The sequence below is a fragment of the Halomonas sp. ATBC28 genome (genome assembly GCF_005937175.1).
GTDB lineage: Bacteria > Pseudomonadota > Gammaproteobacteria > Pseudomonadales > Halomonadaceae > Vreelandella > Vreelandella titanicae.
Genome location: NZ_VCQL01000024.1, coordinates 21,407 through 45,441, shown reverse-complemented (window position 1 = coordinate 45,441; position 24,035 = coordinate 21,407). Strand labels below are relative to the sequence as shown.

Annotated in this window: 31 protein-coding genes and 1 pseudogene; 22 read left to right on the top strand and 10 right to left on the bottom strand. The window is 54.3% G+C overall.

Features of this window, described 5'->3' with window-relative positions:
- Window position 1: 1 nt before the first annotated feature.
- From trpA to E0L35_RS21730, 6 genes and pseudogenes are all read left to right on the top strand, one after another.
- On the top strand, window positions 2–841 hold the full coding sequence (gene trpA / locus E0L35_RS21755; RefSeq protein ID WP_022522603.1) for a tryptophan synthase subunit alpha: 840 nt from the start codon (window positions 2–4) through the stop codon (window positions 839–841).
- Between the two features lie 173 nt (window positions 842–1,014).
- Window positions 1,015–1,586 (top strand): annotated as a pseudogene (locus E0L35_RS21750) (LysE family translocator).
- Between the two features lie 117 nt (window positions 1,587–1,703).
- Complete coding sequence (locus E0L35_RS21745; protein WP_138801415.1) at window positions 1,704–2,048, top strand: hypothetical protein; 345 nt, start codon at window positions 1,704–1,706, stop codon at window positions 2,046–2,048.
- Window positions 2,049–2,104: 56 nt separating this feature from the next.
- Window positions 2,105–2,341: a helix-hairpin-helix domain-containing protein gene (locus tag E0L35_RS21740; protein ID WP_138801414.1), complete on the top strand. Its 237-nt coding sequence runs from the start codon at window positions 2,105–2,107 to the stop codon at window positions 2,339–2,341.
- Between the two features lie 121 nt (window positions 2,342–2,462).
- Complete coding sequence (locus E0L35_RS21735; RefSeq protein WP_027965502.1) at window positions 2,463–2,711, top strand: addiction module protein; 249 nt, start codon at window positions 2,463–2,465, stop codon at window positions 2,709–2,711.
- 120 nt (window positions 2,712–2,831) lie between these two features.
- Entirely contained in the window at window positions 2,832–3,623 is a 792-nt protein-coding gene (locus E0L35_RS21730; protein ID WP_027960088.1) for a carbon-nitrogen hydrolase family protein, read from the top strand.
- A 10-nt stretch (window positions 3,624–3,633) separates the two neighbouring features.
- Here E0L35_RS21730 and E0L35_RS21725 read toward each other — a convergent pair whose 3' ends face one another.
- Both E0L35_RS21725 and E0L35_RS21720 read right to left on the bottom strand, forming a co-directional pair.
- The gene (locus tag E0L35_RS21725; protein WP_138801413.1) at window positions 3,634–3,981 is read right to left on the bottom strand and encodes an antibiotic biosynthesis monooxygenase; all 348 of its coding nucleotides are present in this window, start codon (window positions 3,979–3,981) and stop codon (window positions 3,634–3,636) included.
- Window positions 3,978–4,325 carry an NIPSNAP family protein gene (locus E0L35_RS21720; protein WP_041158224.1) on the bottom strand — a complete coding sequence of 116 codons (348 nt, stop codon included), beginning with the start codon at window positions 4,323–4,325 and terminating at the stop codon, window positions 3,978–3,980. Before E0L35_RS21720 ends, E0L35_RS21725 begins: the two co-directional genes overlap by 4 nt.
- A 75-nt stretch (window positions 4,326–4,400) precedes the next feature.
- On the opposite strand from E0L35_RS21720, the gene E0L35_RS21715 reads away from it, so the two are divergent.
- Both E0L35_RS21715 and E0L35_RS21710 read left to right on the top strand, forming a co-directional pair.
- Window positions 4,401–5,126: a winged helix-turn-helix domain-containing protein gene (locus E0L35_RS21715; protein WP_138801412.1), complete on the top strand. Its 726-nt coding sequence runs from the start codon at window positions 4,401–4,403 to the stop codon at window positions 5,124–5,126.
- A gap of 24 nt (window positions 5,127–5,150) precedes the next feature.
- Window positions 5,151–5,471, top strand: coding sequence for a DUF945 domain-containing protein (locus tag E0L35_RS21710; protein ID WP_138801411.1), 321 nt, complete (start codon window positions 5,151–5,153; stop codon window positions 5,469–5,471).
- On the opposite strand, the gene E0L35_RS21705 is transcribed toward E0L35_RS21710, so the two are convergent.
- The 3 genes from E0L35_RS21705 to E0L35_RS21695 all read right to left on the bottom strand — a co-directional run bounded on the left by E0L35_RS21705 (window position 5,455) and on the right by E0L35_RS21695 (window position 7,984).
- Window positions 5,455–6,066 carry a LysE family transporter gene (locus tag E0L35_RS21705; protein ID WP_138801410.1) on the bottom strand — a complete coding sequence of 204 codons (612 nt, stop codon included), beginning with the start codon at window positions 6,064–6,066 and terminating at the stop codon, window positions 5,455–5,457. The genes E0L35_RS21710 and E0L35_RS21705 overlap by 17 nt on opposite strands.
- 78 nt (window positions 6,067–6,144) lie before the next feature.
- The gene (locus E0L35_RS21700; protein ID WP_022522615.1) at window positions 6,145–6,975 is read right to left on the bottom strand and encodes an AraC family transcriptional regulator; all 831 of its coding nucleotides are present in this window, start codon (window positions 6,973–6,975) and stop codon (window positions 6,145–6,147) included.
- Window positions 6,976–7,150: 175 nt separating this feature from the next.
- A complete protein-coding gene (locus E0L35_RS21695; RefSeq protein WP_138801409.1) occupies window positions 7,151–7,984 on the bottom strand; it encodes an oxidoreductase in 834 nt (277 codons plus the stop codon).
- Between the two features lie 113 nt (window positions 7,985–8,097).
- Between E0L35_RS21695 and E0L35_RS21690 the strand changes: the two genes are divergently transcribed.
- Window positions 8,098–9,054, top strand: a complete 957-nt coding sequence (locus tag E0L35_RS21690; protein WP_249362174.1) for an AraC family transcriptional regulator — start codon at window positions 8,098–8,100, stop codon at window positions 9,052–9,054.
- 331 nt (window positions 9,055–9,385) lie between these two features.
- Complete coding sequence (locus E0L35_RS21685) at window positions 9,386–9,844, top strand: hypothetical protein (RefSeq protein WP_138801408.1); 459 nt, start codon at window positions 9,386–9,388, stop codon at window positions 9,842–9,844.
- A gap of 24 nt (window positions 9,845–9,868) precedes the next feature.
- On the opposite strand, the gene E0L35_RS21680 is transcribed toward E0L35_RS21685, so the two are convergent.
- Both E0L35_RS21680 and E0L35_RS21675 read right to left on the bottom strand, forming a co-directional pair.
- A complete protein-coding gene (locus E0L35_RS21680) occupies window positions 9,869–10,642 on the bottom strand; it encodes an SDR family oxidoreductase (RefSeq protein ID WP_138801407.1) in 774 nt (257 codons plus the stop codon).
- Window positions 10,642–10,968, bottom strand: coding sequence for a nuclear transport factor 2 family protein (locus tag E0L35_RS21675; protein WP_138801406.1), 327 nt, complete (start codon window positions 10,966–10,968; stop codon window positions 10,642–10,644). The genes E0L35_RS21680 and E0L35_RS21675 overlap by 1 nt, the downstream gene beginning before the upstream one ends.
- Before the next feature lie 92 nt (window positions 10,969–11,060).
- On the opposite strand from E0L35_RS21675, the gene E0L35_RS21670 reads away from it, so the two are divergent.
- The 4 genes from E0L35_RS21670 to E0L35_RS21655 all read left to right on the top strand — a co-directional run bounded on the left by E0L35_RS21670 (window position 11,061) and on the right by E0L35_RS21655 (window position 15,725).
- Complete coding sequence (locus E0L35_RS21670; protein WP_138801405.1) at window positions 11,061–11,435, top strand: helix-turn-helix domain-containing protein; 375 nt, start codon at window positions 11,061–11,063, stop codon at window positions 11,433–11,435.
- Complete coding sequence (locus E0L35_RS21665; protein ID WP_249362173.1) at window positions 11,419–11,877, top strand: GNAT family N-acetyltransferase; 459 nt, start codon at window positions 11,419–11,421, stop codon at window positions 11,875–11,877. The genes E0L35_RS21670 and E0L35_RS21665 overlap by 17 nt, the downstream gene beginning before the upstream one ends.
- A gap of 243 nt (window positions 11,878–12,120) precedes the next feature.
- Window positions 12,121–13,797, top strand: coding sequence for a methyl-accepting chemotaxis protein (locus E0L35_RS21660; RefSeq protein WP_138801404.1), 1,677 nt, complete (start codon window positions 12,121–12,123; stop codon window positions 13,795–13,797).
- Window positions 13,798–14,105: 308 nt separating this feature from the next.
- Window positions 14,106–15,725, top strand: a complete 1,620-nt coding sequence (locus E0L35_RS21655) for an ABC-F family ATP-binding cassette domain-containing protein (protein ID WP_138801403.1) — start codon at window positions 14,106–14,108, stop codon at window positions 15,723–15,725.
- On the opposite strand, the gene E0L35_RS21650 is transcribed toward E0L35_RS21655, so the two are convergent.
- Window positions 15,713–16,102, bottom strand: a complete 390-nt coding sequence (locus E0L35_RS21650) for an ester cyclase (RefSeq protein WP_138801402.1) — start codon at window positions 16,100–16,102, stop codon at window positions 15,713–15,715. The genes E0L35_RS21655 and E0L35_RS21650 overlap by 13 nt on opposite strands.
- Before the next feature lie 99 nt (window positions 16,103–16,201).
- Between E0L35_RS21650 and E0L35_RS21645 the strand changes: the two genes are divergently transcribed.
- The 5 genes from E0L35_RS21645 (at window position 16,202) to E0L35_RS21625 (ending at window position 19,186) form a co-directional block, all read left to right on the top strand.
- The gene (locus E0L35_RS21645) at window positions 16,202–16,537 is read left to right on the top strand and encodes a zinc ribbon domain-containing protein YjdM (RefSeq protein ID WP_138801401.1); all 336 of its coding nucleotides are present in this window, start codon (window positions 16,202–16,204) and stop codon (window positions 16,535–16,537) included.
- A gap of 17 nt (window positions 16,538–16,554) precedes the next feature.
- Window positions 16,555–17,790, top strand: coding sequence for an MFS transporter (locus E0L35_RS21640; RefSeq protein ID WP_138801400.1), 1,236 nt, complete (start codon window positions 16,555–16,557; stop codon window positions 17,788–17,790).
- Complete coding sequence (locus tag E0L35_RS21635; RefSeq protein ID WP_138801399.1) at window positions 17,771–18,466, top strand: haloacid dehalogenase type II; 696 nt, start codon at window positions 17,771–17,773, stop codon at window positions 18,464–18,466. The genes E0L35_RS21640 and E0L35_RS21635 overlap by 20 nt, the downstream gene beginning before the upstream one ends.
- Before the next feature lie 247 nt (window positions 18,467–18,713).
- Window positions 18,714–18,902: a hypothetical protein gene (locus E0L35_RS21630; protein WP_008959973.1), complete on the top strand. Its 189-nt coding sequence runs from the start codon at window positions 18,714–18,716 to the stop codon at window positions 18,900–18,902.
- Window positions 18,899–19,186 carry a type II toxin-antitoxin system RelE/ParE family toxin gene (locus E0L35_RS21625; protein WP_008959972.1) on the top strand — a complete coding sequence of 96 codons (288 nt, stop codon included), beginning with the start codon at window positions 18,899–18,901 and terminating at the stop codon, window positions 19,184–19,186. The genes E0L35_RS21630 and E0L35_RS21625 overlap by 4 nt, the downstream gene beginning before the upstream one ends.
- 331 nt (window positions 19,187–19,517) lie before the next feature.
- On the opposite strand, the gene gstA is transcribed toward E0L35_RS21625, so the two are convergent.
- Window positions 19,518–20,123, bottom strand: coding sequence for a glutathione transferase GstA (gstA, locus tag E0L35_RS21615; protein ID WP_138801398.1), 606 nt, complete (start codon window positions 20,121–20,123; stop codon window positions 19,518–19,520).
- A gap of 121 nt (window positions 20,124–20,244) precedes the next feature.
- Between gstA and E0L35_RS21610 the strand changes: the two genes are divergently transcribed.
- Complete coding sequence (locus tag E0L35_RS21610) at window positions 20,245–21,129, top strand: LysR family transcriptional regulator (RefSeq protein ID WP_138801397.1); 885 nt, start codon at window positions 20,245–20,247, stop codon at window positions 21,127–21,129.
- 10 nt (window positions 21,130–21,139) lie between these two features.
- Here the strand turns inward: E0L35_RS21610 and E0L35_RS21605 are convergent, their stop codons facing one another.
- Window positions 21,140–22,033: a LysR family transcriptional regulator gene (locus E0L35_RS21605; RefSeq protein WP_138801396.1), complete on the bottom strand. Its 894-nt coding sequence runs from the start codon at window positions 22,031–22,033 to the stop codon at window positions 21,140–21,142.
- A 145-nt stretch (window positions 22,034–22,178) separates the two neighbouring features.
- On the opposite strand from E0L35_RS21605, the gene E0L35_RS21600 reads away from it, so the two are divergent.
- Window positions 22,179–23,432 carry a YbfB/YjiJ family MFS transporter gene (locus E0L35_RS21600; RefSeq protein ID WP_249362172.1) on the top strand — a complete coding sequence of 418 codons (1,254 nt, stop codon included), beginning with the start codon at window positions 22,179–22,181 and terminating at the stop codon, window positions 23,430–23,432.
- The gene (locus E0L35_RS21595) at window positions 23,432–24,034 is read left to right on the top strand and encodes a glutathione S-transferase N-terminal domain-containing protein (protein WP_138801394.1); all 603 of its coding nucleotides are present in this window, start codon (window positions 23,432–23,434) and stop codon (window positions 24,032–24,034) included. The genes E0L35_RS21600 and E0L35_RS21595 overlap by 1 nt, the downstream gene beginning before the upstream one ends.
- Window position 24,035 lies beyond the last annotated feature (1 nt).

Here is a 24,035-nt window from a genome sequence, read left to right as displayed (position 1 = left end):
CATGACCCATACCTCTCGTCTTGAACACTGCTTTGCCGCTCTCAAGCAGCAAAACCGCCCGGCGCTGGTCAGCTATCTCACCGCTGGCGATCCGGATGCCGAGACCTCCCGCCGCCTGTTGCACGGGTTGCCAAAAGCGGGGGTGGATATCATCGAACTCGGCATGCCGTTCAGTGACCCGATGGCCGATGGCCCCGCCATCCAGAAAGCCGCGCTGCGCGCCTTGAATAACGGCCAGACACAAGCCAAAACGCTGGAAATGGTGCGCCGCTTCCGTGAAGAAGACAGCACCACGCCCATTGTGCTGATGGGCTACTACAACCCCATTTACTGTTACGGCGTCGAGCGTTTCTTGACTGATGCCGCCAAGGCCGGGGTCGATGGCCTGATCGTGGTAGATCTGCCGCCCGAGCACGATGAGGAACTTTGCCAGCCAGCGGCGCAACACAACATCGATTTTATTCGCCTGGCCACGCCGACCACCGATGCCAAACGCCTGCCCAAGGTGCTGGCGAATGCCTCCGGGTTTATCTACTACGTTTCCGTTGCCGGTGTCACTGGTGGAAGTGCACCCACGCCAGAACGGTTGGAAGGCGCAGTAGCCGGGCTTCGTGAACATACGGAGCTGCCCATCGCCGTTGGTTTTGGCATCCGTACCGCCGAACAAGCCGCCACCATTGGCCGCTTCAGCGATGCAGTCGTCGTCGGCTCAGCACTGGTTGACTGTATCGAAAATGCCAACACGCCTGATGAAGCCGTTGAGCGTGTGCATGGTCTGGTAAGTGAACTGGCGGAAAGCGTCAGGGCGTGCCGGGAGGTGATTGAGCCGCAAGTTTGCTGATATGGGCACATGGGCTTCGTCCCTCACCGATTAACGCTGTTGTTGGGAAATGTATCGCCTCTGTTTGGTATCAAAGATTGAGCCAAGCCTTCGTGAGCAGCTAATCTAAGCACTTGGGCATATAGTCTAATGCTAATGAAGTACTTTGCTGCGAGCCTAGAGAGGCGATTTTCATGAATCTAACCACGCTGCTGTTGTTTATTCCTGCCTGCTTCGCCCTCAATATGGCGCCAGGGCAGCTTGTCTTGCAGGTATTGGGCGGCTGGCAGCCTTTGTTGGCATGATTACGCTTGCTGCAACCGGCTTGGCTACGCTGCTTTACACCTCTGAAAAGATTTTCCTGGTCATCAAGGTAGTTGGTGGCCTCTATCTGTTATGGCTGGCGTATCAATTATGGGGTGCCGACAGCACTGAAAGTGTTGACGGAGACACCCAGCCCAAGAGCCTATTTGAGCTGGCGCGACAAGAGTTCCTGCTTGCCGCCGGTAACCCAAAAGCCATCCTGATTTTTACCGCATTCCTACCGCAGTTTGTGGAGCCCAGCGGCCATGTAGGGCAGCAGTTTATAGTGCTAGGTGCGCTGTTTTTGCTGCTGGAATGGGTAGCGATTGCCGGTTACGCCTATGCAGGCAGCTTTTTAAGCCACTGGTTTTCACGCCCCGCCATGCGTCGTTTATTCAACCGCGGCTGCGCAGGCTTATTGGCCAGCGCAGGAGTAGGGCTGCTATTGGCTAAGAAAGAATGAGCAAGCTCTAACATGGGAGACACGCATTGAACCAAGCCGTTAACCATGGGCACTGGCTCAACGCAGATGATTATCTAATGCTAAGGGAAAGGAATGACTACAAGGTTGATAATAAAGATGATGACGGCGGTTTTTGCGCTGATCGGGTTCATAAGCGTACTGCTCCTATGTATTGGCTTCATCATGGATTTTCGATCCTTCGATCAGACCCAGGGCGGTTACGAACCCCCTTACACTGACTTCACCGGCCAGCCGATACGCTGGCAAGAGCTTGATACCACGACAGTGGGCATGGTTCATCGCGGTTATGTGGTAGACGTTCTGATCAATTGCCGCTCGGGTATGATGACGTTTGATGTGTTTGGCATGGAGATCCCGTGGCGTAGCTTTTCTGAACGCGCCTTAGTGGTGCATAAACCTCGGGATGCCTGCGAAGATCGGGGGTTCTCACCGAGGTTTTAAGAGAAAACTCTCAGCAGATGACGAAACTGATTAACTAAGTAGTGAGGTAGAAACAAGTGGCCTTTTCGGATCCAGAAAGAGACGCTCTGTTGAGAGTGAAGGGCGTTGGCCCTACCGTCATTAAGCGTTTTGAACAGATCGGTATTGATTCATTTAGCGAACTTGCCACCCGCCAGATCGATGAAATAGCCGATTTGGTTGCATCTATGCTGCACACGACTTGCTGGAAAAATAGCCCGCAATCGAAGTCAGCCATTGCTGCCGCCATTGCGAGAGCCCAGCAAGGGCTATAAAAACAGCAGCAGTGGGAGGCAGCTTTAGCTCGTGACCTTCCCAGGCTGTCTATAGACGTTGGGATAGCGAAAAGACAATAGGTGATATACCTTCAACTTGATGCATTAATAAGGTAGCGCTATGAACATTCAAGAGCTTGTTAGTGAAGCAGAGTCATTACCCGTTGAAGAGCGCGTAAGAGTAGTCGATGCGCTGCTGCGTAGCCTCAATTCTCCAGAATCAAGTATCGACAAGCAGTGGGTCGATGTTGCCCAAAGTCGTTTAGACGACATTCGGGCGCGTAAAGTAGCTACTGTTTCAAGTGAGCAAGAGTTTGCTAATTTGCGCGCTAGAATGCATTTACATTGTGAGCCAAATTACGGGAAGTAATCAGCTATAAGTTAGGTTTCCACTTCCGCAATGACGGATTAATAAAAATAGCCTTTTTGCCGCTAACTAAATATTTTGTGGCTGAAGTGAACAAAATATTTAAAGGCGAGGCGTGTTGAAATGAAACCCAGAGGCACACGCGGCACCACTATCGCACTCGCTCAACTACCCGTAGTAAAAGGTGCAGTGGCCGAGAACCTTGAAATGCACCTTGCCTATATTCAGAACGCCGCCGTGCGAGGGGCCGATCTAGTAGTGTTCCCTGAGCTTTCGCTGACCGGCTATGAGCTTGAGCTATTAGAGCAGCTAGCGTTGCTGAAAGATTCAGAGGTGTTCGACACACTTTCCACAGCCGCTGTTGCCCATAATATCGTCGTGATAGCAGGCTGTCCGCTCATTAGTGAAGGCAGAAAGCCGCAGATAGGGGCAGTTATCTGCTTCCCGAGCGGCGAGCGAGCATTCTACGCAAAGCAGTACCTGCACGAAGGGGAAGCGGTTTACTGTTCGACTGGTAACGAAAGTTATCTATGTACGGTTAACGGTACTCGAATAGCCTTGGCCATTTGTGCAGACTTCGCCAATCCCTCCCATGCAGAAGCGGCATCCGCCCAGCAAGCGGAGGTATATATTGCCAGCGCGCTGATATCTGAAGCAGGGTACGAGGTCGATGCGCAGCTACTCGCTGCCATGGCGAAACGCCACCAGTTCCCGGTGCTACTTGCTAACCACATTTCCAACACAGGTGGCTGGCAAACCTGCGGCAAAAGCGGCGCCTGGAAGGTAGATGGTGAACTCGCGATCACTGCTGACGGCACTGAAGCCTGCATTGTGATTTGCGCTATAAACGGAGGCGCACTCGACGCCTCGCTAGTGACCAATTTACCTATCGAGAACAGCTGCCCAGTAGGCTAGCCCGCCCGCTTTATGATGGGTGTGCGTCAAGCGAATCCTTCGGTGCCTCGCGGCGGTCATTCATTCCGTAGTCCCGGATGACGGAAGCGACGCGGAGCCGGTAGTCGGCAAAGATATCCTGCCGGCCTGCTTTCTGGACGGAACGGTGAGGTTCGAACGTGCGCCACTGCTTCACGGCTTCTTCGTCCCGCCAGAAGGAGAGCGACAGGATCTTTCCAGGATGTGTGAGGCTCTCGAAGCGCTCAATCGAGATAAAACCGTCGACGCCTTCCAGGTGTTGGCTCAGTCCGCAGGCAGCGTCCAGGTAGTCCTGTTTCCGTTCTGAATGCGGTAGCACTTCAAATATCACGGCGATCATAAAACACTCCACGGATAGACAGATTCAACGCCCAGTGTGCCGTCCACCACCTCAACGAAGCTGCGCTCCTCCTTGAGAATAAACTTCTTCTCTTGAGCCATGGTGAAGTTCGCGTGCCCGCCTTCGTCAGACTTCAGCCGGGCACGGTAGGCCTCATAGGCAGCCAGGCTATCGAATGCGATTAGCCCCCAGGCAACATTGTTAGTGCCCTCGTAGGGAAGAAAATAACCGATAAGGTGGCCACCGCACCGGGGTATGATTTGCCCCCAGTTCTCGGCGTACGCCTTGAAAGCGTCGCGTTGGAAAGGATCGATCTCGTAGCGGATAAAGCAGGTAATGCTCATAGGGGTATCTCCTTTGAACGGTAGCTAGGACGATACCGCGTTGTCGGCCCCTGGTGGTTCGACTAGAATCGAACCATGAGTGAAGGCCCTAACATTGTGCGCGTTGCAGCGCTTATCGGCGATAACGCTCGGGCGGAGGTTCTCTCCGCCCTGATGTCTGGTCGTGCGCTGACGGCGACCGAACTGGCGGACACGGCCGGTGTTACCAAGCAGACCATCAGTTTTCATCTTGGCAAGCTACTGGATGCAGGGCTGATCACGGTGGAGCAGCAGGGTCGTCACCGCTATTTCCGGCTGATGGGTCCGGAGGTGGCCAGTCTCCTGGAGTCGCTGATGGGCCTCGCTTGCCGCAGTGAGGGGAACCGCCTTGTTACAGGGCCACGCGATCCCGCCCTGCGCAAGGCTCGTATCTGTTACGACCACCTTGCCGGGGAGTTGGGTGTTTCAGTGTATGAACAGATGCTGCGAACGGATATCCTTCATCAGCACCCAGGAGGGCTACAGCTCACTGAGCAGGGAAGGGTGTGGTTTAATCAATTTGGCATCGATACAGACGCGCTTGCTTCTTCAAAACGCTCATTTTGTAGGGAGTGTCTCGATTGGAGCGAGCGCAGGCATCATCTAGCGGGCGCGCTCGGCAGTGCACTGCTTACCCGAATTCAGGCGCTTGGCTGGGCGAGGCGAGAAAAAAACTCTCGCGTTATCGTCTTCAGCGCCCAAGGGGAGAAGTTGCTGTGGGCAATGCTCGCACCGCAGAGCACGCCACCGGTTTCAGCCCGACAAGCCGCTGTAACCCTCTAAGATTCTATAAAACTGAGAGAAATAATGGGAAAGCTCTTTTCACTGGTTGTATTGTTAGCGCTTGGCTATGCCGGTATTTACTTCTATTACGGCGTTGTCGTTGAACGGGAAGTTCAGCAGCAGTTGGATGACCGTGGCCTCACCGCAGTTAGCGTGGATAACATTGAGTATGGTGTGCTGGCGCCCATTAACACGACTGCGAATATTGAAGTGAGCGTCACTTATCGCGGCTCTCAGGCGACGCTGGATTTGATAGTGCAGGGCCATCCCTTATTCTCTGACGAAGTAAGTGTCGAATTCGACGGCTTACAAGCCCTGCGACTGGGGATCAATTTCGGGCAGTAAGTGGTACCCACACATGCTCAACACCAATCGAAAGCGCCACGGCCACCAGCAAAGCTGCCATCAGCCAATTAAAGCCCTTAACGACGCCTGGTTTTTTAATACGGCTGCCCACCACGCTGCCAATCACGATATAGCTGCCGGGGGCGCCGGCGGCTAACATCGACAGCCCTAATGCCCAAAACATCAAGCTAAGCCCATGAATGTCAGCGGCAGGAAACTGCAGTGTGGTAATAGGCAGGGTGGCCACAATGGCTTTAGGATTAAGCAGCTGCATGACCAGCCCATCACGATAACTGACTAGCCGTGGGGCGTTGTCTGGCTCGCCTATATCAACACTTGAACGGGCAATTTTGCTCGCGAGATAAACGATATAGCCGCAGCCCAAGGCACTCATCACGATGAGTGCTTCATCATCGATCCATGCAGCACCCACCCAACCCAATACCAATAAGTACGCCAGCATCGCAGTACCCACGCCAAGGCAAAACCCAATCGACTGCCTGGCTTGCCCATTGATGCCAATATTCAAGCCAAGCAGATTCACAGGCCCAGGCGAATACATAGCGCCTAGGGCATAGGCGACAATTCCTAACATGGTTAAACCTCTATGCTGGTATTTAGGTGTAAGGGTCTGTCGAAAAGTCGGCGAGCGCAGGCAGTTTTCGTGCAGAGCCTAGCGTGCGATATCACGCTGGTACTGATGGGGCGTCATGCCATAAATTCGCTTAAAGCGGCGATTGAAATGGCTGAGATCGGCAAACCCATAGCGCAAAGCGACCTCTGTTAGAGAAGCGCCTAGGTCTAGCGCCGAACGGGCCGCATTGATTCGGCAATTAATCACATACTGATGCGGCGTAATGCCGTAATGCTGACGAAACAGGCGTAAGAAGTGGTACTTGGAGATATGCGCCGCTTGGCTGATGTCATCCAGGGAGATATCCGTATCCAAGTGGGCGTGAATATAATCTTTCGCCAGGCCCAGCAGCGCATCGGGGCGGGTGAGCACCTGGTTGGGCTGAGAAATTCCGCCGAGTTGCACAGTACGCTCGATTACCTGATAAAGCGCATTCTCCTGATCGATACAGCTACCAGAGTGAGAAGTGACTAAGCGCGCCAGTTCCAAAATGGCATTGCGTAGCCGAATGTCCTGAACAAGAGTGTTATTTGAGCGAAAGTCCGCCGTGCGCTCGTGGCCTAGAGCATCAGCAAACAGGGCATTAACCTGCTCGGGATGCGCATATACCATCAGGTAATCCAGTGAGCGATCTCCGCCCGGTTGGCCGTCGTGAACTTCCTCAGGGTTGAACAAAATTACGTTGCCCGGTGGGCTACGATGAAACTGCCCGCCGCTGAAGAAATCCTGACGTCCCGCCAGCGTAACGCCGAAGGCATACTCCTCGTGGGCATGGCGGTCGTAGCTGAAATCCTCAATAGCAGCGTGAAGTACCGTCAGCGTTGGCACGTGCTGGCTCTTGATGAATTGAAACCGGCTTGCGTTACTCATGCCGCCCCCTCCTGATTAGTCACACCACCTAGCTTATGCCAACCCCGCACCCGGATGCTTGTACATAATTGCTAATCGGCTGCGGGGGAAGGAGGCGAGATAACCGACAACGATGCATTGGCATCTATTGCGCTATCGAAAGGTAGCCATGCGAAGGGATTTAGCAGTTGAACCTTCAGCCATCGGTCGAGCGCGTGAGTGTCTCCCATTCACTGATTTCGTCGGCAAGCGCCGACAATTTGCCGCGCACCAGCGCTAGTGCATCGCTTCCCAGCAGCAGATGCTCCGGCGGCGTGTCGCTGGCTATTGCGTCCAGCATTGCGCAAGCTGCCTTTGCCGGATCGCCAAGTTGCTGACCGCTTTTCTCGACGCGGGCATTACGAATCGGATCAAACAGCGCATCGTATTCGGAGATCGAGCGCGGCGAGCGGGACATCGAGCGACCAGCCCAGTCGGTACGAAACGAGCCGGGTGCCACGGCAGTGACATGAACATTGAACGATTTCACTTCCTTGCCAAGCACCTCCGAAATACCTTCCAGTGCAAATTTACTACCACAGTAATAAGCGATGCCTGGCATCGTGATGAAACCACCCATAGATGTGATGTTGAGGATATGTCCGCGCCGACGTGAGCGCATGTATGGCAACACAGCCTTTGTGACGGCAACAGCTCCGAATACGTTCACGTCAAACTGCCGACGCATTTCGGCCAATGAGGACTCCTCCAGGATACCTTCATGGCCGTAACCGGCGTTGTTGACGAGAACATCGATCTCTCCGACGTTTGCCTCTATCTCGGCCACGACCCCGTCGATGGCATCGAAGTCGGTCACATCGAGCACACGGCCCACTGCTTTCTCCGGATTGAGTGCCTCAAATGCCTGCCTGGCCCGTTCGCTGCGTACCGTGCCGACCACCTGATGGCCGGTAGCAAGTGCTTCCTGAGCCAGCGCCCGGCCAAAGCCGCTACTGACGCCCGTGATGAGTATAAGTTTGCTGGTAGACATGCAAATAGCTCCTGTGTATCAGTGGAGGATGCACATTACCCCTTTGTATTGCCTGCTTTCAGGCATAAAATTCTTATATTATTGCCTATTCTGATAATTCCAGTCGGTATCGCGTGAAAAAGACACTTTCCACTCCGCAGACGGCTGAACAGCGGCACATGGTGACGCTGCTTCAGGCGCTGGCGCCGGAAGAAGGATACAACCTCACGGCCCTGCCCGACGTGCGCATCCTGCGTTCGGATCGTCCCTTGTCTCGTACTCCCGTGCTGTACGACCCCGGTATCGTGATTGTTTGCCAGGGGAGAAAGCGGGGTTATTTCGGCCATCAGGTTTATCTTTACGACGAGCAGCACTATCTGGCGGTTGCTGTGCCGGTGCCCTTCACGATGGAAACCGAGGCGACGCCAGAACACCCACTGCTAGCCATATATATGCATCTGGACTTTCAGCTCGCCGCGGAGCTGATGATCCAGATCGACCGCCATCAGTCTCCTACCCAGAAAAACGTGGCCCAAAGCCTAATGTCCAGTCCCATGGATGCTGCGTTGCGGGTGTCCGTGACATGTTTTCTCGAAACGATGAGTCAGCCGCTTGAGGCGGAGATTCTCGGCCCCGCGCTGGTGAGAGAACTGTATTTTCGCGTGCTCACCGGTGCGCAGGGCAATGCCATGCGTGCGGCGCTGGCAATGCAGGGGCAGTTCGGGAAAATCGGCAAGGCGTTACGCCACATCCACGCGACCTACGCTCAGCCGCTTAACCTGTCGCAACTGGCTAGCGAGGCTGGTATGAGCGTTCCGACGTTTCTTAATCACTTCAAAGCCATTACGCACACTTCACCCATGCAGTACGTTAAATCCACGCGACTGCATCAAGCACGACTGCTGATGGTTCGTCAGAGCATGACGGCAGAGGCCGCTTGCCACGCCGTCGGCTACCTGAGTGCTTCGCAATTCAATCGGGAGTTCAAACGGCTTTTCGGATTGACGCCAGCTGCCGAAACGAAGCGAATGCGGGAGAACTTCGCGCTACCGCCTGCTTTCACCAAGTCGGATTACGTCTCGTCGCATTGAGGTTGACTTGAGTTTAGTCACAACGCCGCCATGCGCAGGCTAATGAGTTGCGCTCCCAACGCAAATAGCACCGTTAGTGCTGGCTCTTGATGAATTGAAACCGGCTTGCGTTATTCATGCCGCCCCTCCTGATTAGTCACGCCACCTAGCTTATGCCATCGCTACCTCTCAATGCTTGTACATAATTGCTAATCGGCTGTGAGAATAAGCGCTCAGTGTCAGGTTAGTGACCAGGTAGATTATGATGGGGGGAGCTAACCTCGCGAGCCTTTGCGGTTGTGCAAAACCGGCGTGATAACCTTGGTGCTATATGTAAAAAGAAGGAGAAGACGTGCATCAGTTAGCGGCTCAATGGATAGTGGGGGTACTGAGAGATAGAAGTATCCCTTTTCAAATCTGCGGAGGGCTCGCAGCAAAGGGGTATGGCTCTGAACGAGCGTTGAACGATATTGATCTGTTCGTACCCAGCGAGCATTTTTTGACGATGGTGCAGGCTGGCCAAGCGAACATATCCAAACCCGCTACGCACTACTGCGAGGAGGGCTGGGATTTAACCTATGTCCAGTTCAAGTATGAAGGCATCAAGGTGGAGGTTGGCAACGCCGACGGCGCGCAAATTTTTGATGCAGCCAGCCAGGCCTGGGTGCCACTAAATATAGCGTTTGACCGCTATGAAACTGCCAGTTTACTGGGCCTGGAGCTCCCCTTGATGTTGAAGGAAGACTTGATTCGTTATAAGTCTGTGCTCTCAAGACCCGTCGATATCGACGATATTCGCGCCATAAGATAGGCAAGCGCCATTTCACCGCCATCCTCAAGCGACGGGCACGGTGCCGCCATCAATCACGTACTCCGTGCCCGTAATAGTGGCTGCCAGCGGTGATGCCAGAAACGCAATCAGGTTGGCCACTTCTGCAGGCTTCGAAGGACGGCCAATCGGGATGCCACCCAGCGATTCCATGATGATCTGCTTGCCGCCTGCGTAATCGGTGCCGGCCTGTTGGGCGATTCGCTCGGCCAGCGCAACGGCGGCTTCCGTCTCGATCCAGCCCGGCGACACCCGAACCACACGCACCCCTTTGGGTGACACTTCCTTGGACAAGCTCTTGCTATAGGTGGAGAGCGCCGACTTGGCAGCCGCATAAGCCGTGGTCGACTCGGGCAGAGGGAGTTCACGCTGAATGGAGGTCACGTGGATAATCACCCCATCGCCTTGGGCCAGCATGCCGGGCAGCAGGGCGCGATCCAGCCGCACGGCGGGAAACAGGTTGATGTCGAGTTCGCGCTGCCACTCCTCCTCGCCCAGTGCCGCGAAGCCGCCGCCGGGGGCGGATGAACCGCCCAGCACATGCACGATAATATCCACGCCGCCCAATCGCTCATTGACCGCATCGGCCACGTTGGCACAGCCTTCGGCCGTCGTCAGGTCAGCGGTGACAAACAGCGCATCGGGTAGGTCAGCGGGGCGAGTACGGGCGGCGGTCAGTACCTGCGCGCCTTCCTCTCGAAAGAGTGCCACCGCGGCCGCGCCAACCCCTTTGCTGCCGCCGGTGATCAATACACGTCGCCCGTTCAAGTTCAGGTTCATTAGTGGATCTCCAATGACTGGATTTGCGACTCGGCAAGCTCAAACTGGTGGTCAAGTTGCACCGGACTGCCGGGGAAGTTGCCGGTCACGGTGGCGGTCACCACCATCTTGTTGCCTTGTTGGGAAACACTGACCGGCTCGACGCTATACTCAATCTTGTCACGGGTGGCGTGCATCCAAGCTTGAATAGCGGTGTGGCCGCGGTGCGTCTCGCCTTCGTCAAACACACGGGCATCGTGGGTAAAGCATTCCGCAATATGGCTAACATCCGCCCCGTTGCTGATACGGAAATAAGTGCTGATCGCGTCTGGTAGTGACAAACTCATGATGGTCATCTCTCGCAAGGGTTAATATGCGAGAATCTTCTGCCTAGACTGACGCGTTATCAAGAACGCACAAAAAGGTAAGTGGCTCACTCATGAGAAAGATTTATACGCCCGCTACCGCCGCAGGCGATGTGGAAAATGTATTAAAAATGCTGGATGGGCGCTGGAAGCTCATTATTCTCTTTCATCTCTTCGATGGAAAAGTGCAGCGCTACTCCGATTTCGAAAAGCTCATCCCCGATATCTCCCAGAAAATGCTCGCCCAACAGCTGCGCCAACTGGAAGCGGATGGCATCGTGGCGCGCAAAATCTATCCCCAGGTGCCGCCGAAAGTTGAGTACCGCCTTACCGAATGGGGGCAAACGCTCTGCCCGGCGCTGGATGCCTTATTGAAATGGGCAGAGCAGAAGGATCACTTCAACAACCCTGACGAGAAGAACGAACAAAACGATGCCGCCACCCAATGAGAACCGCCTGATGCACTACCGCACCATGACCATCAACGACTATGAAGCCGCCATTGCTCTGTGGAGCGAAAGTGAAGGCGTGCGGCTGCGCGATGCCGATTCACGGGAAGGTATCGAAAAATACCTGCTGCGTAATCCTGGCCTAAGCTTTGTGGCAGAAGTAGAAGGAGAGCTGGTGGGAACGATCATGGCGGGCCACGATGGCAAGCGCGGCTATGTTCAGCACTTATCGGTAGCGAATTCTCACCGTCGGTTAGGCATTGCAACACGGCTGGTCAGCCTCTGCATGGAAGCGCTGAAGAGGGAAGGCATCCAAAAATCACACCTGATGATCCTTCCCGAGAACGAAGCAGCCCAGACGTTTTGGGCAAGCCAAGGCTGGGTCTATCGGTCTGATATTCTGCTCTATTCATTTGTGAGTGGAGATAACCAAAACGTTTAGTTTTAGTAGCGCTTTATACGTTATGGGGTTGGGTTGACGCACGTGAGACTACACCGGGTCGGTTGGCATGGGGTCGCACAAGATATTGGCGATTTTTAAGATAAATACTCAATGTTTCTGAACGTGAGCCGATAATGCTAAACGGTGACTAGCAGGATACGTTCTGTATGAACACTTGCAGTTACCGAGATGGCTTCCACCTGCCCAATGCAGAGCGCTGCGGGCTTTCACGAGATCCTTCCCATGCTACTTCTAAATCGAAGCGTTAAACTGCGGCTTGCCGTGAGTTTAGGCGCGTGCATCCTGATGTTAATCGTCGTCGGTACTTTAGGTCTCTATAGCCTCAGTAAAACGAACAATGCACTCAACCGAACCTATGAAGAAAACGTGCTCACACTGGGTATTTTTAGTCAGGTTAATGAAGGCTTATTAAGCAACCGAGTGAAACTGACAGCCGGACAGAGTGACCGCAATCCGGCATCCGCCATCGCCACACAGCAAGAGATCGCGGAGAACGATGCCCTCATCGACGCTGCTTGGAACGATTACTTCCCTGAACGCGTTTCCAACGATGATGAGCGTGCAGTAGCCGAAGAGTTCATCACCTCACTTGCCAGTTTGCGCGTCGGTATCGACGAGATGAACGCGGCAATGATCGACAATGAGTTCGACATCGCAAGAGATATCGCTTCCTCCACACTAGACGTCGTTTATCCCACCGTGCTCGCTGCAATCCACGACCTTATCGACCGTAACAGCGCCCAAGCGGCTGCCAATAATCAACAGGCCTCAAGCGACTATGCTTGGACACGTAATTTCGTCATAAGCGTGATGTTAGCGGCGATCATCTTCAGCATTCTGCTCGCAATATGGTTGATTCGCGGCATCATGACCCCGCTGAGCAAGGCGCAAGAACTCGCCAACGCCATGGCACAAGGAAACCTTGATAACAACATCGACATTACCTGCAAGGATGAGTTTGGTGTAATGCTCACGGCATTAAAGAGCATGGAGACCAAGTTCTCACAGGTGGTGATGTCCGTTCGTAATAACGCCGAGTCAGTGAATGTAGCCGCCGACGAAATCGTGCTAGGTACTGACGACCTGAGTCGCCGTACTCAGGAGCAGGCCGCAAATATCGAAGAGACCGCGGCATCGATGGACGAAATCACTTCGACCGTGCGTCAGAATGCAGACAACGCTTCCGAAGCAGACAAGCTCGTGCACGAGGTCAGTCAACAAGCCAACGCCGGGGGCGAGATTGCCGCTAAAGCCATCACCGCGATGGAGGGCATCAACGCCTCGAGCCGCAAGATTGCGGGTATCGTGGGCTTGATCGATGAAATCGCCTTCCAGACGAATTTGCTGGCGCTGAACGCTTCAGTGGAAGCCGCCCGCGCGGGCGAGCAAGGCCGTGGCTTTGCAGTGGTGGCCAACGAGGTACGCAACCTGGCAGGGCGCAGTGCTGATGCCGCGAAAGACATCAAGAAACTCGTCGAGGACAGTATCGGCCAAGTCGATACCGGCTCAAACCTGGTCAATCAAGCAGGCAAGTCGCTCGAAGGTATCGTTCATGGCGTTAAGCGTGTTTCGGTGTTGATGGGTGAGATTGCCACCGCCAGCCGAGAGCAGGCCCAGGGGATCGATCAGGTCAATACCGCCGTCTCGCAAATGGACAGTGTCACCCAGCAGAATGCGAGCTTGGTGGAAGAATCCAGTGCAGCAGGGCGTTCACTGCAAAGCCAGGCAGAGGCGTTGATGAACGAGGTGTCGTTCTTTAGAGGAGCGACCACTGGTCAAAAACAACGCGCGCTACCCGCTACGCCAAGACCGCGCGAGAACCAGCCTCGGGTCAGTAAACGCTTACCGACTCATGTTCTCGGTAGTAAAAAAGAGACCGAAGAATGGGCATCTTTCTAAACGCCTGAAGCAACCATGAAGCGCCCCGCCAGGGCGCTTTTTTGTGAGCCGAAAGCCTCCGCAAGAAAATTCTGAGCCTACCGATCTGATATTTTCTTTACTCGTTTGTTAATGGGGATAATTCAAATATCTAGACCAGGACTGTCATAACCTTGTTGGTTCGCCGTCATTATTTGTATGATGGTACGTCTTTCCACGTTAAGCAGAGGTAGTTGTCCAATGAGCCATTGATGCCCGCCGTTGCAATAACGGCCAGTCTCCATTAGCCCCTAAAGCAGGGGGAGTACTTGGCATCGCTGGAATCAACTATGACCACTACCCATCTCACCTTAAAAGGTGTCTCCTACGTTTTGCAGGATGGCAGACCGCTTTTCACCGACCTTCACGAGCAGTTCGACACACGCCCCACGGGGCTGGTGGGTCGCAATGGTGTGGGTAAAACAGTTTTAGCCCAAATTCTCGCGGGTCTGTTGCAACCAACCGCTGGCTATTGTCACTGCCCCAATAGCGTGCATTACCTTGCCCAGCAAGTGGCCCAGTCGAAGGGGGCTTCTGTCGCCGATCTCGCAGGCATTCGAACAACCCTGGACGCATTGGCGTGCATTGAAGCTGGCAGCACCGCACCAGAGGATTTTGAAGCAGTCGATGACCGCTGGGATATGCCCCAGCGGTTTCGCCATGAACTTGAACGCAACGGTTTGGGCTATCTTGAAGCCACAACACCGGCCAACACACTGAGCGGTGGGGAAGCCATGCGGGTTGCCTTAATGGGCGCCATGCTCTCGAATGCTGATTTCCTGATTCTTGATGAGCCAAGCAACCATCTCGACCGACCCAACCGCCAAGCACTCATTGAACAACTGCAACGCTGGCCGCGTGGGCTGATTGTGGTAAGTCATGACCGGCAATTGCTGGAGGCCATGGAGCGTATCGTAGAACTGTCCCCCTCAGGGCTGCACAGTTATGGCGGTAACTACACCTTCTATGCAGAGGCGAAAGCACACGAGCAGCAAAATGCGATTGACCAACTCAATAGACACAAGCTAGAGCGCCAACGCCAAGAAAGGGCGATGCGTAAGCAGCGTGAACGCCAGGAGAAACGGCAGGCCCGCGGAAATCGGCAGGGCAAGGAAGCCAACCAGGCCAAGATACTGCTGGATGGTCAGAAAGAGCGCAGCGAGAACTCCACCGGCGCATTGCGCCAAAAGCAGGCAGCCAGCCGTGATCAGCTTAACCAGCGCGTGCGGGAAGCGGCAAAGCAGGTTGAAAACGAAGCGCACATCACCCTGCATGGGATACCCGTTAATCAGGCCACAAAGCGCAGTTTGGCAGAATTGGAGAGGGTAGAGCTACCGTTCGTCATGGGAGCCACTCGTCACATTAGCTTACTGCTGAGAGGGCAACAGCGCATAGGGGTTGTCGGCCCTAACGGCTGCGGTAAATCCACGCTACTTCGTGTGCTTGCAGGTCAAATTGAGCCATTATCCGGAACCTGCAAAGTAACCTCTAAAAGCGTCTATCTCGACCAGCGACTAGCGAATCTTGAGCCGGATAAAACCGTGCTCGAACAGTTGCAAATGGCTAACCGCTCAACGACGGAAGGCGAGTTGCGTATGCTACTGGCCCAACTAGGCCTGGACGCGCAGAAGATCACCACACCCAGCGGACTATTAAGCGGAGGTGAACGTCTGAAAGGTGCACTGGCCTGTCTCCTCTACGCCGACTCACCACCGCAACTATTGCTGCTGGATGAGCCAAATAACCACCTCGACCTGCCATCGGCACAAGCGCTGGAAACGCTGTTGCGCAGTTACCAAGGCGCGTTAGTGGTGGTATCCCATGATGATGCGTTTCTGGAAAACCTCGCCCTGACAGACCGCCTGCTGGCAACCGAACAAGGGTGGCATTTGGAGCCTCAATCCAGCTGAGCTTCTATTGCGGTCTTGTCGATCACCGACCAGACTTCCTGAATCTTATTATCACGGAAGAGGTAGAACGCGTTCTCGCAAAACGTCACTTTTTTGCCGTCCACCGCAAGGCCGAGGAAGCTACCTTTGGGTGTGACATCGAATCGCAACCTGCACGCGACATGGGGTGAATCAATGGCCAAAAGCTCAATGTTGAAGTGAAGATCAGGTATCTGCTCATAATCGGCTTCCAGCATGGCGCGATAACCATCAAGCCCTAGGCGCCTGCTGTTATGGTGGACATCGTCATGCACGAACTGGTCAAGGTTCGTCCAATCCTGATTATTGAGGCAGGTGATGTAATCACGGTAGGTTGCTTCCAGGTCACGTTTGTTCATCCTGGTTCTCCTTTCATGGGCTGGCGTGAAGGCATTCGCCAAGGGTACACAGGCTCATTATCATAAGCAGCCTAAACCAAGCCACAAAAGTCATCATTCATGTCGTGCCCACCTTGCCCCAATTGCCAATCCGAATTCGTCTATCAGGATCAAAGCCTGTTCATCTGCCCCGAGTGCGCCCACGAATGGAACCCTTCTGAGACTGAGGTGGAAGACAACGTGACGGTAAAAGATGCCCATGGCACGCTGTTAGCGGAAGGCGATAAGGTAACGATGATCAAAGACCTCAAGGTCAAAGGCAGCTCACTGGTACTCAAGGTGGGCACCAAAGCCGTTATCAAGCGGCTCTTGGATAGCAAGGATCACCAACTGGACTGCAAGGTCGACGGCGTCGGCGACATGATGGTGACCGCCCATTTTGTGAAGAAGGCCTGACTAAAATCTGAACTTACATGACAACCGTGCCGCCGATGACTGCTAGCCGACATTACCGCTGGATCATTTTGCTGATAGCCACCCTGGCTCAAGCAGCGGCATGCTTTTTCGTTCAAGGCATCGGCGCCATAAGCGTTTATATACAGGCAGATATGGCGCTCTCTGCATTTCAGATTGGGACGCTGGTCTCTGCTGCTCAACTGGTGCCTTTAGTCGGGCTGTTAGTTGCCGGGGAGTTGCTAGACAGATTCAGTGAGCGTTTGGTGGTGGGAGTGGGAACCCTCGTTGTGGGCATTGCGCTTAGCGCTGCCGTGCTGGCGGAGAGTTACTGGGCCATGCTGCTGTTTTTGGTCATCGTAGGGGCAGGCTACAGTACCGCCCAACCCGGCGGTAGCAAATCGGTAGCCGCTTGGTTTGATAAATCCCAGCGCGGCTTTGCCATGGGGATTCGTCAGGCGGGATTGCCGCTGGGTGGTGCGCTGGCGGCGATTATACTGCCAACAGTTGCGATCACCTGGGGGTGGCGCGCCTCTTTTCTGGTGGGTGGGCTGATTGCGATCTTCGGGGCGTTGGTCTTTATGCTCTTTTACCGTGCCCCGGGTGGCGTGGTGCCGGTTGCAAGAGCCTCTGAAGGTAGCGTAAAAAAAGTCGTCTTATCGCGACTGGCGATGATTCGTGAACCGGCCATGAAACAGATCATGGCGTCCGGTATTAGTTTGATCTCGGTTCAGTACGGCATTTTGATTTTTACCGTGCTCTATCTGCATAGTCGTTTGCAGATGGAGGTACTGCAGGCGGCGACGTTGCTATTCGTAGCCCAGGGGGCTGGGATAGCCGGGCGTATTTTGTTGGCGGCCTGGAGCGACCGATGTCGCTCGCGCTATTTTCCGGTAATGGTGTGCATGGTGGCGGTAATAGTAGGGCTGCTGGTATTGGTTTGGCTGCCGCTACACTCAACGCTCATGCTGAGCGGTTTGATGGCCTGGCTGGGCTTTTTTGGTTTTGGTTGGTACGGCCCTTGGGTAGCTTATGTGGCTGAGTCTGCACCTGCTGATAAAACCGGTTTTGTACTGGGATTGGCTATGGCGATTAACCAACTGGCGATTGTATCGATACCACCACTCCTTGGGTGGCTGTTAGATATAAGTGACAGTTTTATGCTCGGCTGGAGTCTGCTGATCGCCATGACGTTATTGGGGCTATTAATGACCATCCAGCGGCAAGGAGAAAATAATGAAAGCCATCGTGTTTGACGTATTTGGCACTATTGTTGATTGGCGCTCCAGTTTGATTCACCAGTTCAATGAGCTAGAGAAAGAGTTGGGGATTGAACTGCCTAGTGAAGTGCTGGCTGATCAATGGCGTCAGCTTTATGCGCCTTCCATGGACAGGGTACGCAGAGGGGAAATCCCCTGGACGGTATTAGATGATCTGCATCGAGAAAGCTTAGTCAAACTACTCAATCAACATGGGATTGCGCTAGACGAAGCGACCATTGATCGCGTCAATTACTTTTGGCACCAATTAGAGCCCTGGTCCGATGTCCCACATGGCCTACAGCGCTTGAAAGAGCACACCATCATCGCAACGCTGACCAATGGTAATGTCTCATTAATGGTCGATGTTGCCCGTCACGCCAAGCTACCGTGGGATATGATTTTTTGCGCCGAGTTATTCGAGCACTACAAACCTGATTCGGAGGTTTATTTAGGAGCTTGCCGTCTGCTACGCCTACCGCCTGAAGAGGTAATGCTGTGTGCGGCGCATAATGCTGACCTGCGTGCTGCCCGTGCATTAGGAATGAAAACAGCGTTTATACCCCGACGCACAGAATATGGCCCTCAACAGAGCAAAGATTTAGAAGCAGAGGAAGCATGGGATTTTGTGGCTGAAGACCTCGTCGCGTTGAGCGAGCGGCTAATAGAGTGAGCCAACAATAAGTAGCGTAAGCGCAGGGCAGGGGTTAGTACTATTAAGGCCCTGCATCCACCATTGCATCACGAAACGTTTCAGCGAAGCTTGCCAGGGCGGGTATCCAGGTTTCCGATTCGGAGGCGACAAAATTGGTATCGACCTTGGCGATGTATTTGCAGAGAATGGCATAAACCGCAACACTCTCGGTAACCTAGGGTATCCTCCAGCAGCATTTTCTACGTACCTAAAAAAGGTAGTCACCATGTCAGCTACGATGAGCAAAGACGACGCGCACAAGCTAATTGAGCAACTTCCCGTGAATGCCACGTGGGAAGACCTTATGCATGAGATCTACGTTCGGGAGACCATCGAAAAGGGCATGGCAGATAGCCAAGCGGGTAACATTACGAGTGTGGCGGATATTCGCAAGAAATACGGCTTGCCTGAATGAATGTGTTTTGGACAGCAACAGCAGAAGCCCATTTGGACGCGATTTATGCTTATATCGCGCAGGACTCAGAAGCTTATGCGTTGAGCACCGTTGATAAAATCACCCGAAGGTCACAACAGATTGGTGATTTCCCCGCTTCAGGACGTAAGGTGCCGGAGTACGATATCGCTCAAATAAGGGAAGTCTTGTGTGGCGCTTACCGCATTATTTACTACATCAAACCAGATCAAATTGACGTTCTCGCCGTTTTACACGCATCTATGAACCGACTGAAAAGCGAATAGGGCAACGTTATAGCGTAGTGTCGACGCCCACCTCACGACGCAGTCAACTGAGGCTCACCGACCACCACCGCATCACGCAACGTCTCAGCGAAGCTTGCCAGGGCGGGTGTCCAGGACTCTGGTTCGCAAAATAGGTAGCGATCATGGCGATGGACGTGGACAACTCCAGGGTGGGAATCCCACCCCGGTGTTGGTGGGCTGCGACTGTCCTATACCAATGGATATGATTAGACTGTTCAGTCGTGGCACTTTCAAGGAATAGGCCATCATAAGTTCAGCGAGATACTGGTGCTTGTTGGCCGTGATGCAAATTATCGCCACTCCCAGTTTTTCACCTCTGCCATTCTGCCTTCTGAGCAGCCTGAACCGACGGTCGTTCACCCACACGTGATACATAATTTGTCAGCGTCGGCCAATGACCCAGGTCAATGTCGAAAAACCGACACCAACCTAACACTGTGAATAGATAGGCATCCGCGACAGAAAAGTTTTTGCCCATCAGGTAAGCGTTGTACTCAAGAACACTGTCGAGATAGTCAAAGCGCTTGAAGGACTTATCGTGAAACACACGCTTGGCCTCTTCGGCCAGGCTGGTGTTAAACAGTGGCGCTAATCCAGCGTGAATCTCGCTATTAATGAAAGCCAGCCACTCTTGAAGACGAACTCTCCCCCAGCTTCCTAGTGGTGGAGCAAGGTTCGCTTCCGGCGATAGATCAGCTAGGTACTGGAGTATGGCAGGCCCCTCGGTCAGGATCTGCCCATCCTTTAGCTCCAAAGCCGCTACATAGCCCTTGGGATTGATGGTGAGGAAGTCTCGGCCATCCTCTGTTGTTTTTGTTTGGTTGTCGACACGCACTAACGTGAAAGGCAGCGCCAATTCACGCAGGACAATATGAGGCGATAACGAACAGGTATCGGGGGCGTAATACAGCTTCATGGGATTCCTTTATAGTGATAAAAAAGAGATTAGCTACCGCTAACAATTCAAAAGTGTGCAGATCCTTTTAATCACCGTAAAATTAATATCTCACGAGTTAGCCATTAGCTGAGCTACTGACATGATGAATCTCTCCCATTGGCGCTTGATTGTCGCCATCGCGGACACTGGCACTATCACACGAGGTGCCGAGCGTGTTGGCATGACTCAATCCGGCGCCAGCCAGGCGCTCGCACAAATGGAGGAAACGCTGGGGGCACCGCTATTTGCCCGTTCGCGACGAGACGTCAGCATGACGGCCTTTGGAGATGCGGTTGTCGAGCACGCGCGTGGTATGTTGGCGAGCCTCAACGCGATTGGTGGTTTGGCCGATGAGCAGAAAGGTATAGGGAGTGGCCGTCTTCGATTAGCTAGTTTCCCGTCTGTAATCTCGACTCGTCTCCCTGCACTGCTCGGCTCCTTTCGACAGCGCCATCCCGGTATCGACATCGTCGCTCTGGAAGGTACCGATGAAGAAGTCGAGACATGGTTAGCTAGTGGCGCCATCGACCTTGGCGTGGTGCTGAATCCTACGCCGGAACGCCAAGCCTTGATACTCGGCTGCGATGCTTGGGTAGCCGTGGTGCCAACGGCTCACCCCATGGCGCGCCGTGCATCCGCACGAGGTGTCGACTTTGCAGAACTCGCTACCCAGCCGTTCATTCTCGCAACGGGGGGCTGCGCGGTGAATGCCCAGCATTTGGCTCAAGAGAGGGGAGTAGCGTTGAGCAATATCCGTGTGACGGTACGTGACTGGGTCAGTGCCTGTGTACTGGTTCGTGAAGGAATGGGAGTCGCCATCGTGCCGGAATCAACACTACCCGAAGATAAGCGTGGTTTACGCGTGTTATCGCTGACACAGCCGATTTATCGAAGGTTTGGGCTCGTCCCTGCAACGGCCACACCGGTCTTGAAACTTGTCGAGACTTTCTGGCAACACGTAGCAAATCACAAAACGCCACCATAGGATACCCACTTCACGACACAGTAAGCTGAGGCTCATCCACCACCACCGCATCACGCAACGTCTCAGCGAAGCTTGCCAGGGCGGGTGTCCAGGACTCTGGTTCGGGGGCGACAAAATAGGTATCGACATTGGCGATGGACGTGGGCAGTTCCAGCGTATGAATCCCGAACCGGTGCTGGTGGGCTTCAACCGTCCCACGGGGTAGCACCGTGTAACCCATCCCGGCAGCAACGCAGCCAAGCATCGCGTCCAGGGAGCCGAACTCAAAAATCCGGCCTGCATTGACGCTGTAGGAAGCCAGCAACAGCTCAATACGCTGGCGGTAGCTGCACCCCTGGCGAAACGCCAAGAAAGCAGACGTCAGCAGTTCTTGTGAAGAGGGCATTCTCGTCATAGGTGTTGAGCCGACTAAGACAAGCTGCTCGCTAAATGCTTTGAGCAAGTGGTAGCGGCCATGTTCAAGCCGACCGGCCACGAAGACACAGTCCACCTGCCCGTTAAGCAACAACTCGACCAGCTCAGCCGTGGGCCCGGTCTTTATCTGGATATCAACGTCAGGCTGCGCTGCGTGGTACGCCGCCAGTATCGGCGGAAGGCGCAACGCCGTCGTGGTCTCCATGGCGCCTATACGCAGCCGCCCACACGCCTTCTCCTGGCCTTTGAACAGCGATACCGCTTCGTCGTGGGCTGTCAGCATGCGCTCGGCGTACTCCACCAGCGCCGATCCGGCACTCGTAGGGCGAACGCGTCCTGCACGGTGAATCAGCTGTACGCCTAACTCTTCCTCAAGTTTCTTGATGTGGGCCGTCACATTGGATTGCACCGTGTGCAGTTGCTTAGCCGCCGTCACGAAGCTGCCGGTTTCGGCTACGGCCATGAATAGTCGCAGTGATTTCAATTGCACGCGCCGTCTCCCTGTCAGGTTATCTTTAAACAAGATAGTAGCTATCAAAACTAATCGTTTCTAGAAATAGTTCCTTACGCGTAGTCTGACTGTGCACTAACGCGCTGCCCACCTTGCCCGAAAGGCGGCACGAAAAGGACACCACATGATGAATCGATCACTCACTACTCACGATCTGCCTGCCCTGATGACAGGTATAATGGCGACCCTGGCGGGAATTGGCATTGCGCGCTTCGCCTATACGCCGCTATTGCCTGCGATTATTCAAGAGGGTTGGTTTACCGCGAGCCAAGGCGCCTACCTGGGGGCCGCCAACCTGCTGGGGTATTTTATCGGTGCACTCGCAGCTCACTCGCTGAGTGAGCGCTTTTCTCCTCGCTTGGTGATGGCCGCAAGCTTTGCGGGTATCGCGCTAAGCTTTGTGCTCTGCGCCGGGGCAGGTGGTTTCCTCTGGTTCTTCTTCTGGCGGTTGGTCTCGGGGTTTGCCGGGGCCATCTTAATGGTCGTTGGTCCCTCGCTGGCGTTGGCGGCCACACCACCTGAAAGGCGAACGCGTGTCGGTGCCATGGTGTTTACCGGTATTGGCTTTGGGGCACTGCTTTCGGCCTTCATCGTACCGTTACTCCTTGGGTTAAGCCTGACAGTCACCTGGGGCACGCTGGGGCTGCTCTGTATTGCCGCTGGCCTTTTGTGCGACTATTTTTTGCAACAACAGGGAGTAGCGCACTTAACCTCACCCATAACGGCTAGCTCGGTGGGTAATAGCTCCACAGGGTATGCGGGTGTAAAGGTCGTTGTGCTGCTTGTCATTGGCGCTTATGCCCTGGATGCAATTGGCTTTGTGCCCCATACCGTGTTCTGGGTGGACTATCTCGCCAGGGAAAACGCTCTGGGTAACCAAGCGGCTTCCCTGCAGTGGGGAATCTTCGGGTTGGGCGCCTTGTGTGGGCCGTTCATGGTAGGCGCACTGGCGCAGCGAGTGGGCTGGCAGGGGGGCTTGATGATCGCCTTTGCGGCGAAGGCCGCTGCCGTCTTGCTACCGGTGTTCTCGCTCGCACTGCTCAGCCAGTCGGTTTCCTCCTTCATGGTAGGGGCGATGATCCCCGGTATTGTTGCACTCACCTCTGGCCGCCTTGCTGAGTTGGTAGGGCCAACCGCCCACAAGAAGATCTGGGGGCAAGCCACCGCCGCCTTTGCAGCCGCCCAGGCAGTGGCGGGCTATGCCATGTCCGCGCTTTATGGCGCTTGGGGCAGCTACACGCCACTGTTTGCCATCAGCGGCCTCATCCTAGTCGCTGGCTTTTTGCTGGTGCTGCTTAGCCGTGGCGTACAGCAGCGTCACTCGCATCTTTCTGCCCAGCAACCTACACAGCAATCTTCAAACCAAGGGAGGCAATAATGGAACTCTACCTAAACGCAACCTCGCCCTATGCGCGCCTAGTACGCATCGTATTACTGGAAAAAGGCTTGATGGACGCCGTGACGCTAAAGTGGTGCGACCCCTGGGCAGATGATGTAGATCTGTTAAAAGCCAACCCCGCCGGGCGTATTCCCGTGCTGGTAACGGAGGAGGGCACCACGCTTAGCGAATCAATGCTGATTGCCGTTTACCTGGATAGCGTTAGCCCCAACAAGCCGATGATTCCCACGGCTGGTTTAGGTGAGGTGCTGCACCTGGCGGGGTTGGGTCAAAACCTGATGGATGCCGCGTTCAATACCGTGATTGCCAGAAAGCATTACGGCAATGGAATTGATGATAGCGAGCTGGGGCAGAGGCGTTCGCGGGCCATTCAGCGGCTATTAAAGCAGCTGGACGGTGAGCTTGGCGAAAAACTGCAGGCCTCAACTATCAATCTGGGTCACATCGCCACTGCAGTGGCGATGGATTATCTCGCCTTCAGGCTGCCAGAGGTGAGTTGGAAAAAAGACTACCCGCAGCTTCTGGCATGGCACGCTAGCGTTACTGCGCGAGAGAGCTTTCAGCAGACGGCTTTCTGTTAGG

Coding starts and splice junctions, on each gene's coding strand:
- trpA (WP_022522603.1), top strand. CDS start 2: ATGACCCATACCTCTCGTCTTGAACACTGCTTTGCCGCTCTCAAGCAG.
- E0L35_RS21745 (WP_138801415.1), top strand. CDS start 1,704: ATGATGACGGCGGTTTTTGCGCTGATCGGGTTCATAAGCGTACTGCTC.
- E0L35_RS21735 (WP_027965502.1), top strand. CDS start 2,463: ATGAACATTCAAGAGCTTGTTAGTGAAGCAGAGTCATTACCCGTTGAA.
- E0L35_RS21730 (WP_027960088.1), top strand. CDS start 2,832: ATGAAACCCAGAGGCACACGCGGCACCACTATCGCACTCGCTCAACTA.
- E0L35_RS21725 (WP_138801413.1), bottom strand. CDS start 3,981: ATGATCGCCGTGATATTTGAAGTGCTACCGCATTCAGAACGGAAACAG.
- E0L35_RS21720 (WP_041158224.1), bottom strand. CDS start 4,325: ATGAGCATTACCTGCTTTATCCGCTACGAGATCGATCCTTTCCAACGC.
- E0L35_RS21715 (WP_138801412.1), top strand. CDS start 4,401: ATGAGTGAAGGCCCTAACATTGTGCGCGTTGCAGCGCTTATCGGCGAT.
- E0L35_RS21710 (WP_138801411.1), top strand. CDS start 5,151: ATGGGAAAGCTCTTTTCACTGGTTGTATTGTTAGCGCTTGGCTATGCC.
- E0L35_RS21705 (WP_138801410.1), bottom strand. CDS start 6,066: ATGTTAGGAATTGTCGCCTATGCCCTAGGCGCTATGTATTCGCCTGGG.
- E0L35_RS21700 (WP_022522615.1), bottom strand. CDS start 6,975: ATGAGTAACGCAAGCCGGTTTCAATTCATCAAGAGCCAGCACGTGCCA.
- E0L35_RS21695 (WP_138801409.1), bottom strand. CDS start 7,984: ATGTCTACCAGCAAACTTATACTCATCACGGGCGTCAGTAGCGGCTTT.
- E0L35_RS21680 (WP_138801407.1), bottom strand. CDS start 10,642: ATGAACCTGAACTTGAACGGGCGACGTGTATTGATCACCGGCGGCAGC.
- E0L35_RS21675 (WP_138801406.1), bottom strand. CDS start 10,968: ATGAGTTTGTCACTACCAGACGCGATCAGCACTTATTTCCGTATCAGC.
- E0L35_RS21670 (WP_138801405.1), top strand. CDS start 11,061: ATGAGAAAGATTTATACGCCCGCTACCGCCGCAGGCGATGTGGAAAAT.
- E0L35_RS21665 (WP_249362173.1), top strand. CDS start 11,419: ATGCCGCCACCCAATGAGAACCGCCTGATGCACTACCGCACCATGACC.
- E0L35_RS21660 (WP_138801404.1), top strand. CDS start 12,121: ATGCTACTTCTAAATCGAAGCGTTAAACTGCGGCTTGCCGTGAGTTTA.
- E0L35_RS21655 (WP_138801403.1), top strand. CDS start 14,106: ATGACCACTACCCATCTCACCTTAAAAGGTGTCTCCTACGTTTTGCAG.
- E0L35_RS21650 (WP_138801402.1), bottom strand. CDS start 16,102: ATGAACAAACGTGACCTGGAAGCAACCTACCGTGATTACATCACCTGC.
- E0L35_RS21645 (WP_138801401.1), top strand. CDS start 16,202: ATGTCGTGCCCACCTTGCCCCAATTGCCAATCCGAATTCGTCTATCAG.
- E0L35_RS21640 (WP_138801400.1), top strand. CDS start 16,555: ATGACAACCGTGCCGCCGATGACTGCTAGCCGACATTACCGCTGGATC.
- E0L35_RS21635 (WP_138801399.1), top strand. CDS start 17,771: ATGAAAGCCATCGTGTTTGACGTATTTGGCACTATTGTTGATTGGCGC.
- E0L35_RS21630 (WP_008959973.1), top strand. CDS start 18,714: ATGTCAGCTACGATGAGCAAAGACGACGCGCACAAGCTAATTGAGCAA.
- E0L35_RS21625 (WP_008959972.1), top strand. CDS start 18,899: ATGAATGTGTTTTGGACAGCAACAGCAGAAGCCCATTTGGACGCGATT.
- gstA (WP_138801398.1), bottom strand. CDS start 20,123: ATGAAGCTGTATTACGCCCCCGATACCTGTTCGTTATCGCCTCATATT.
- E0L35_RS21610 (WP_138801397.1), top strand. CDS start 20,245: ATGATGAATCTCTCCCATTGGCGCTTGATTGTCGCCATCGCGGACACT.
- E0L35_RS21600 (WP_249362172.1), top strand. CDS start 22,179: ATGATGAATCGATCACTCACTACTCACGATCTGCCTGCCCTGATGACA.
- E0L35_RS21595 (WP_138801394.1), top strand. CDS start 23,432: ATGGAACTCTACCTAAACGCAACCTCGCCCTATGCGCGCCTAGTACGC.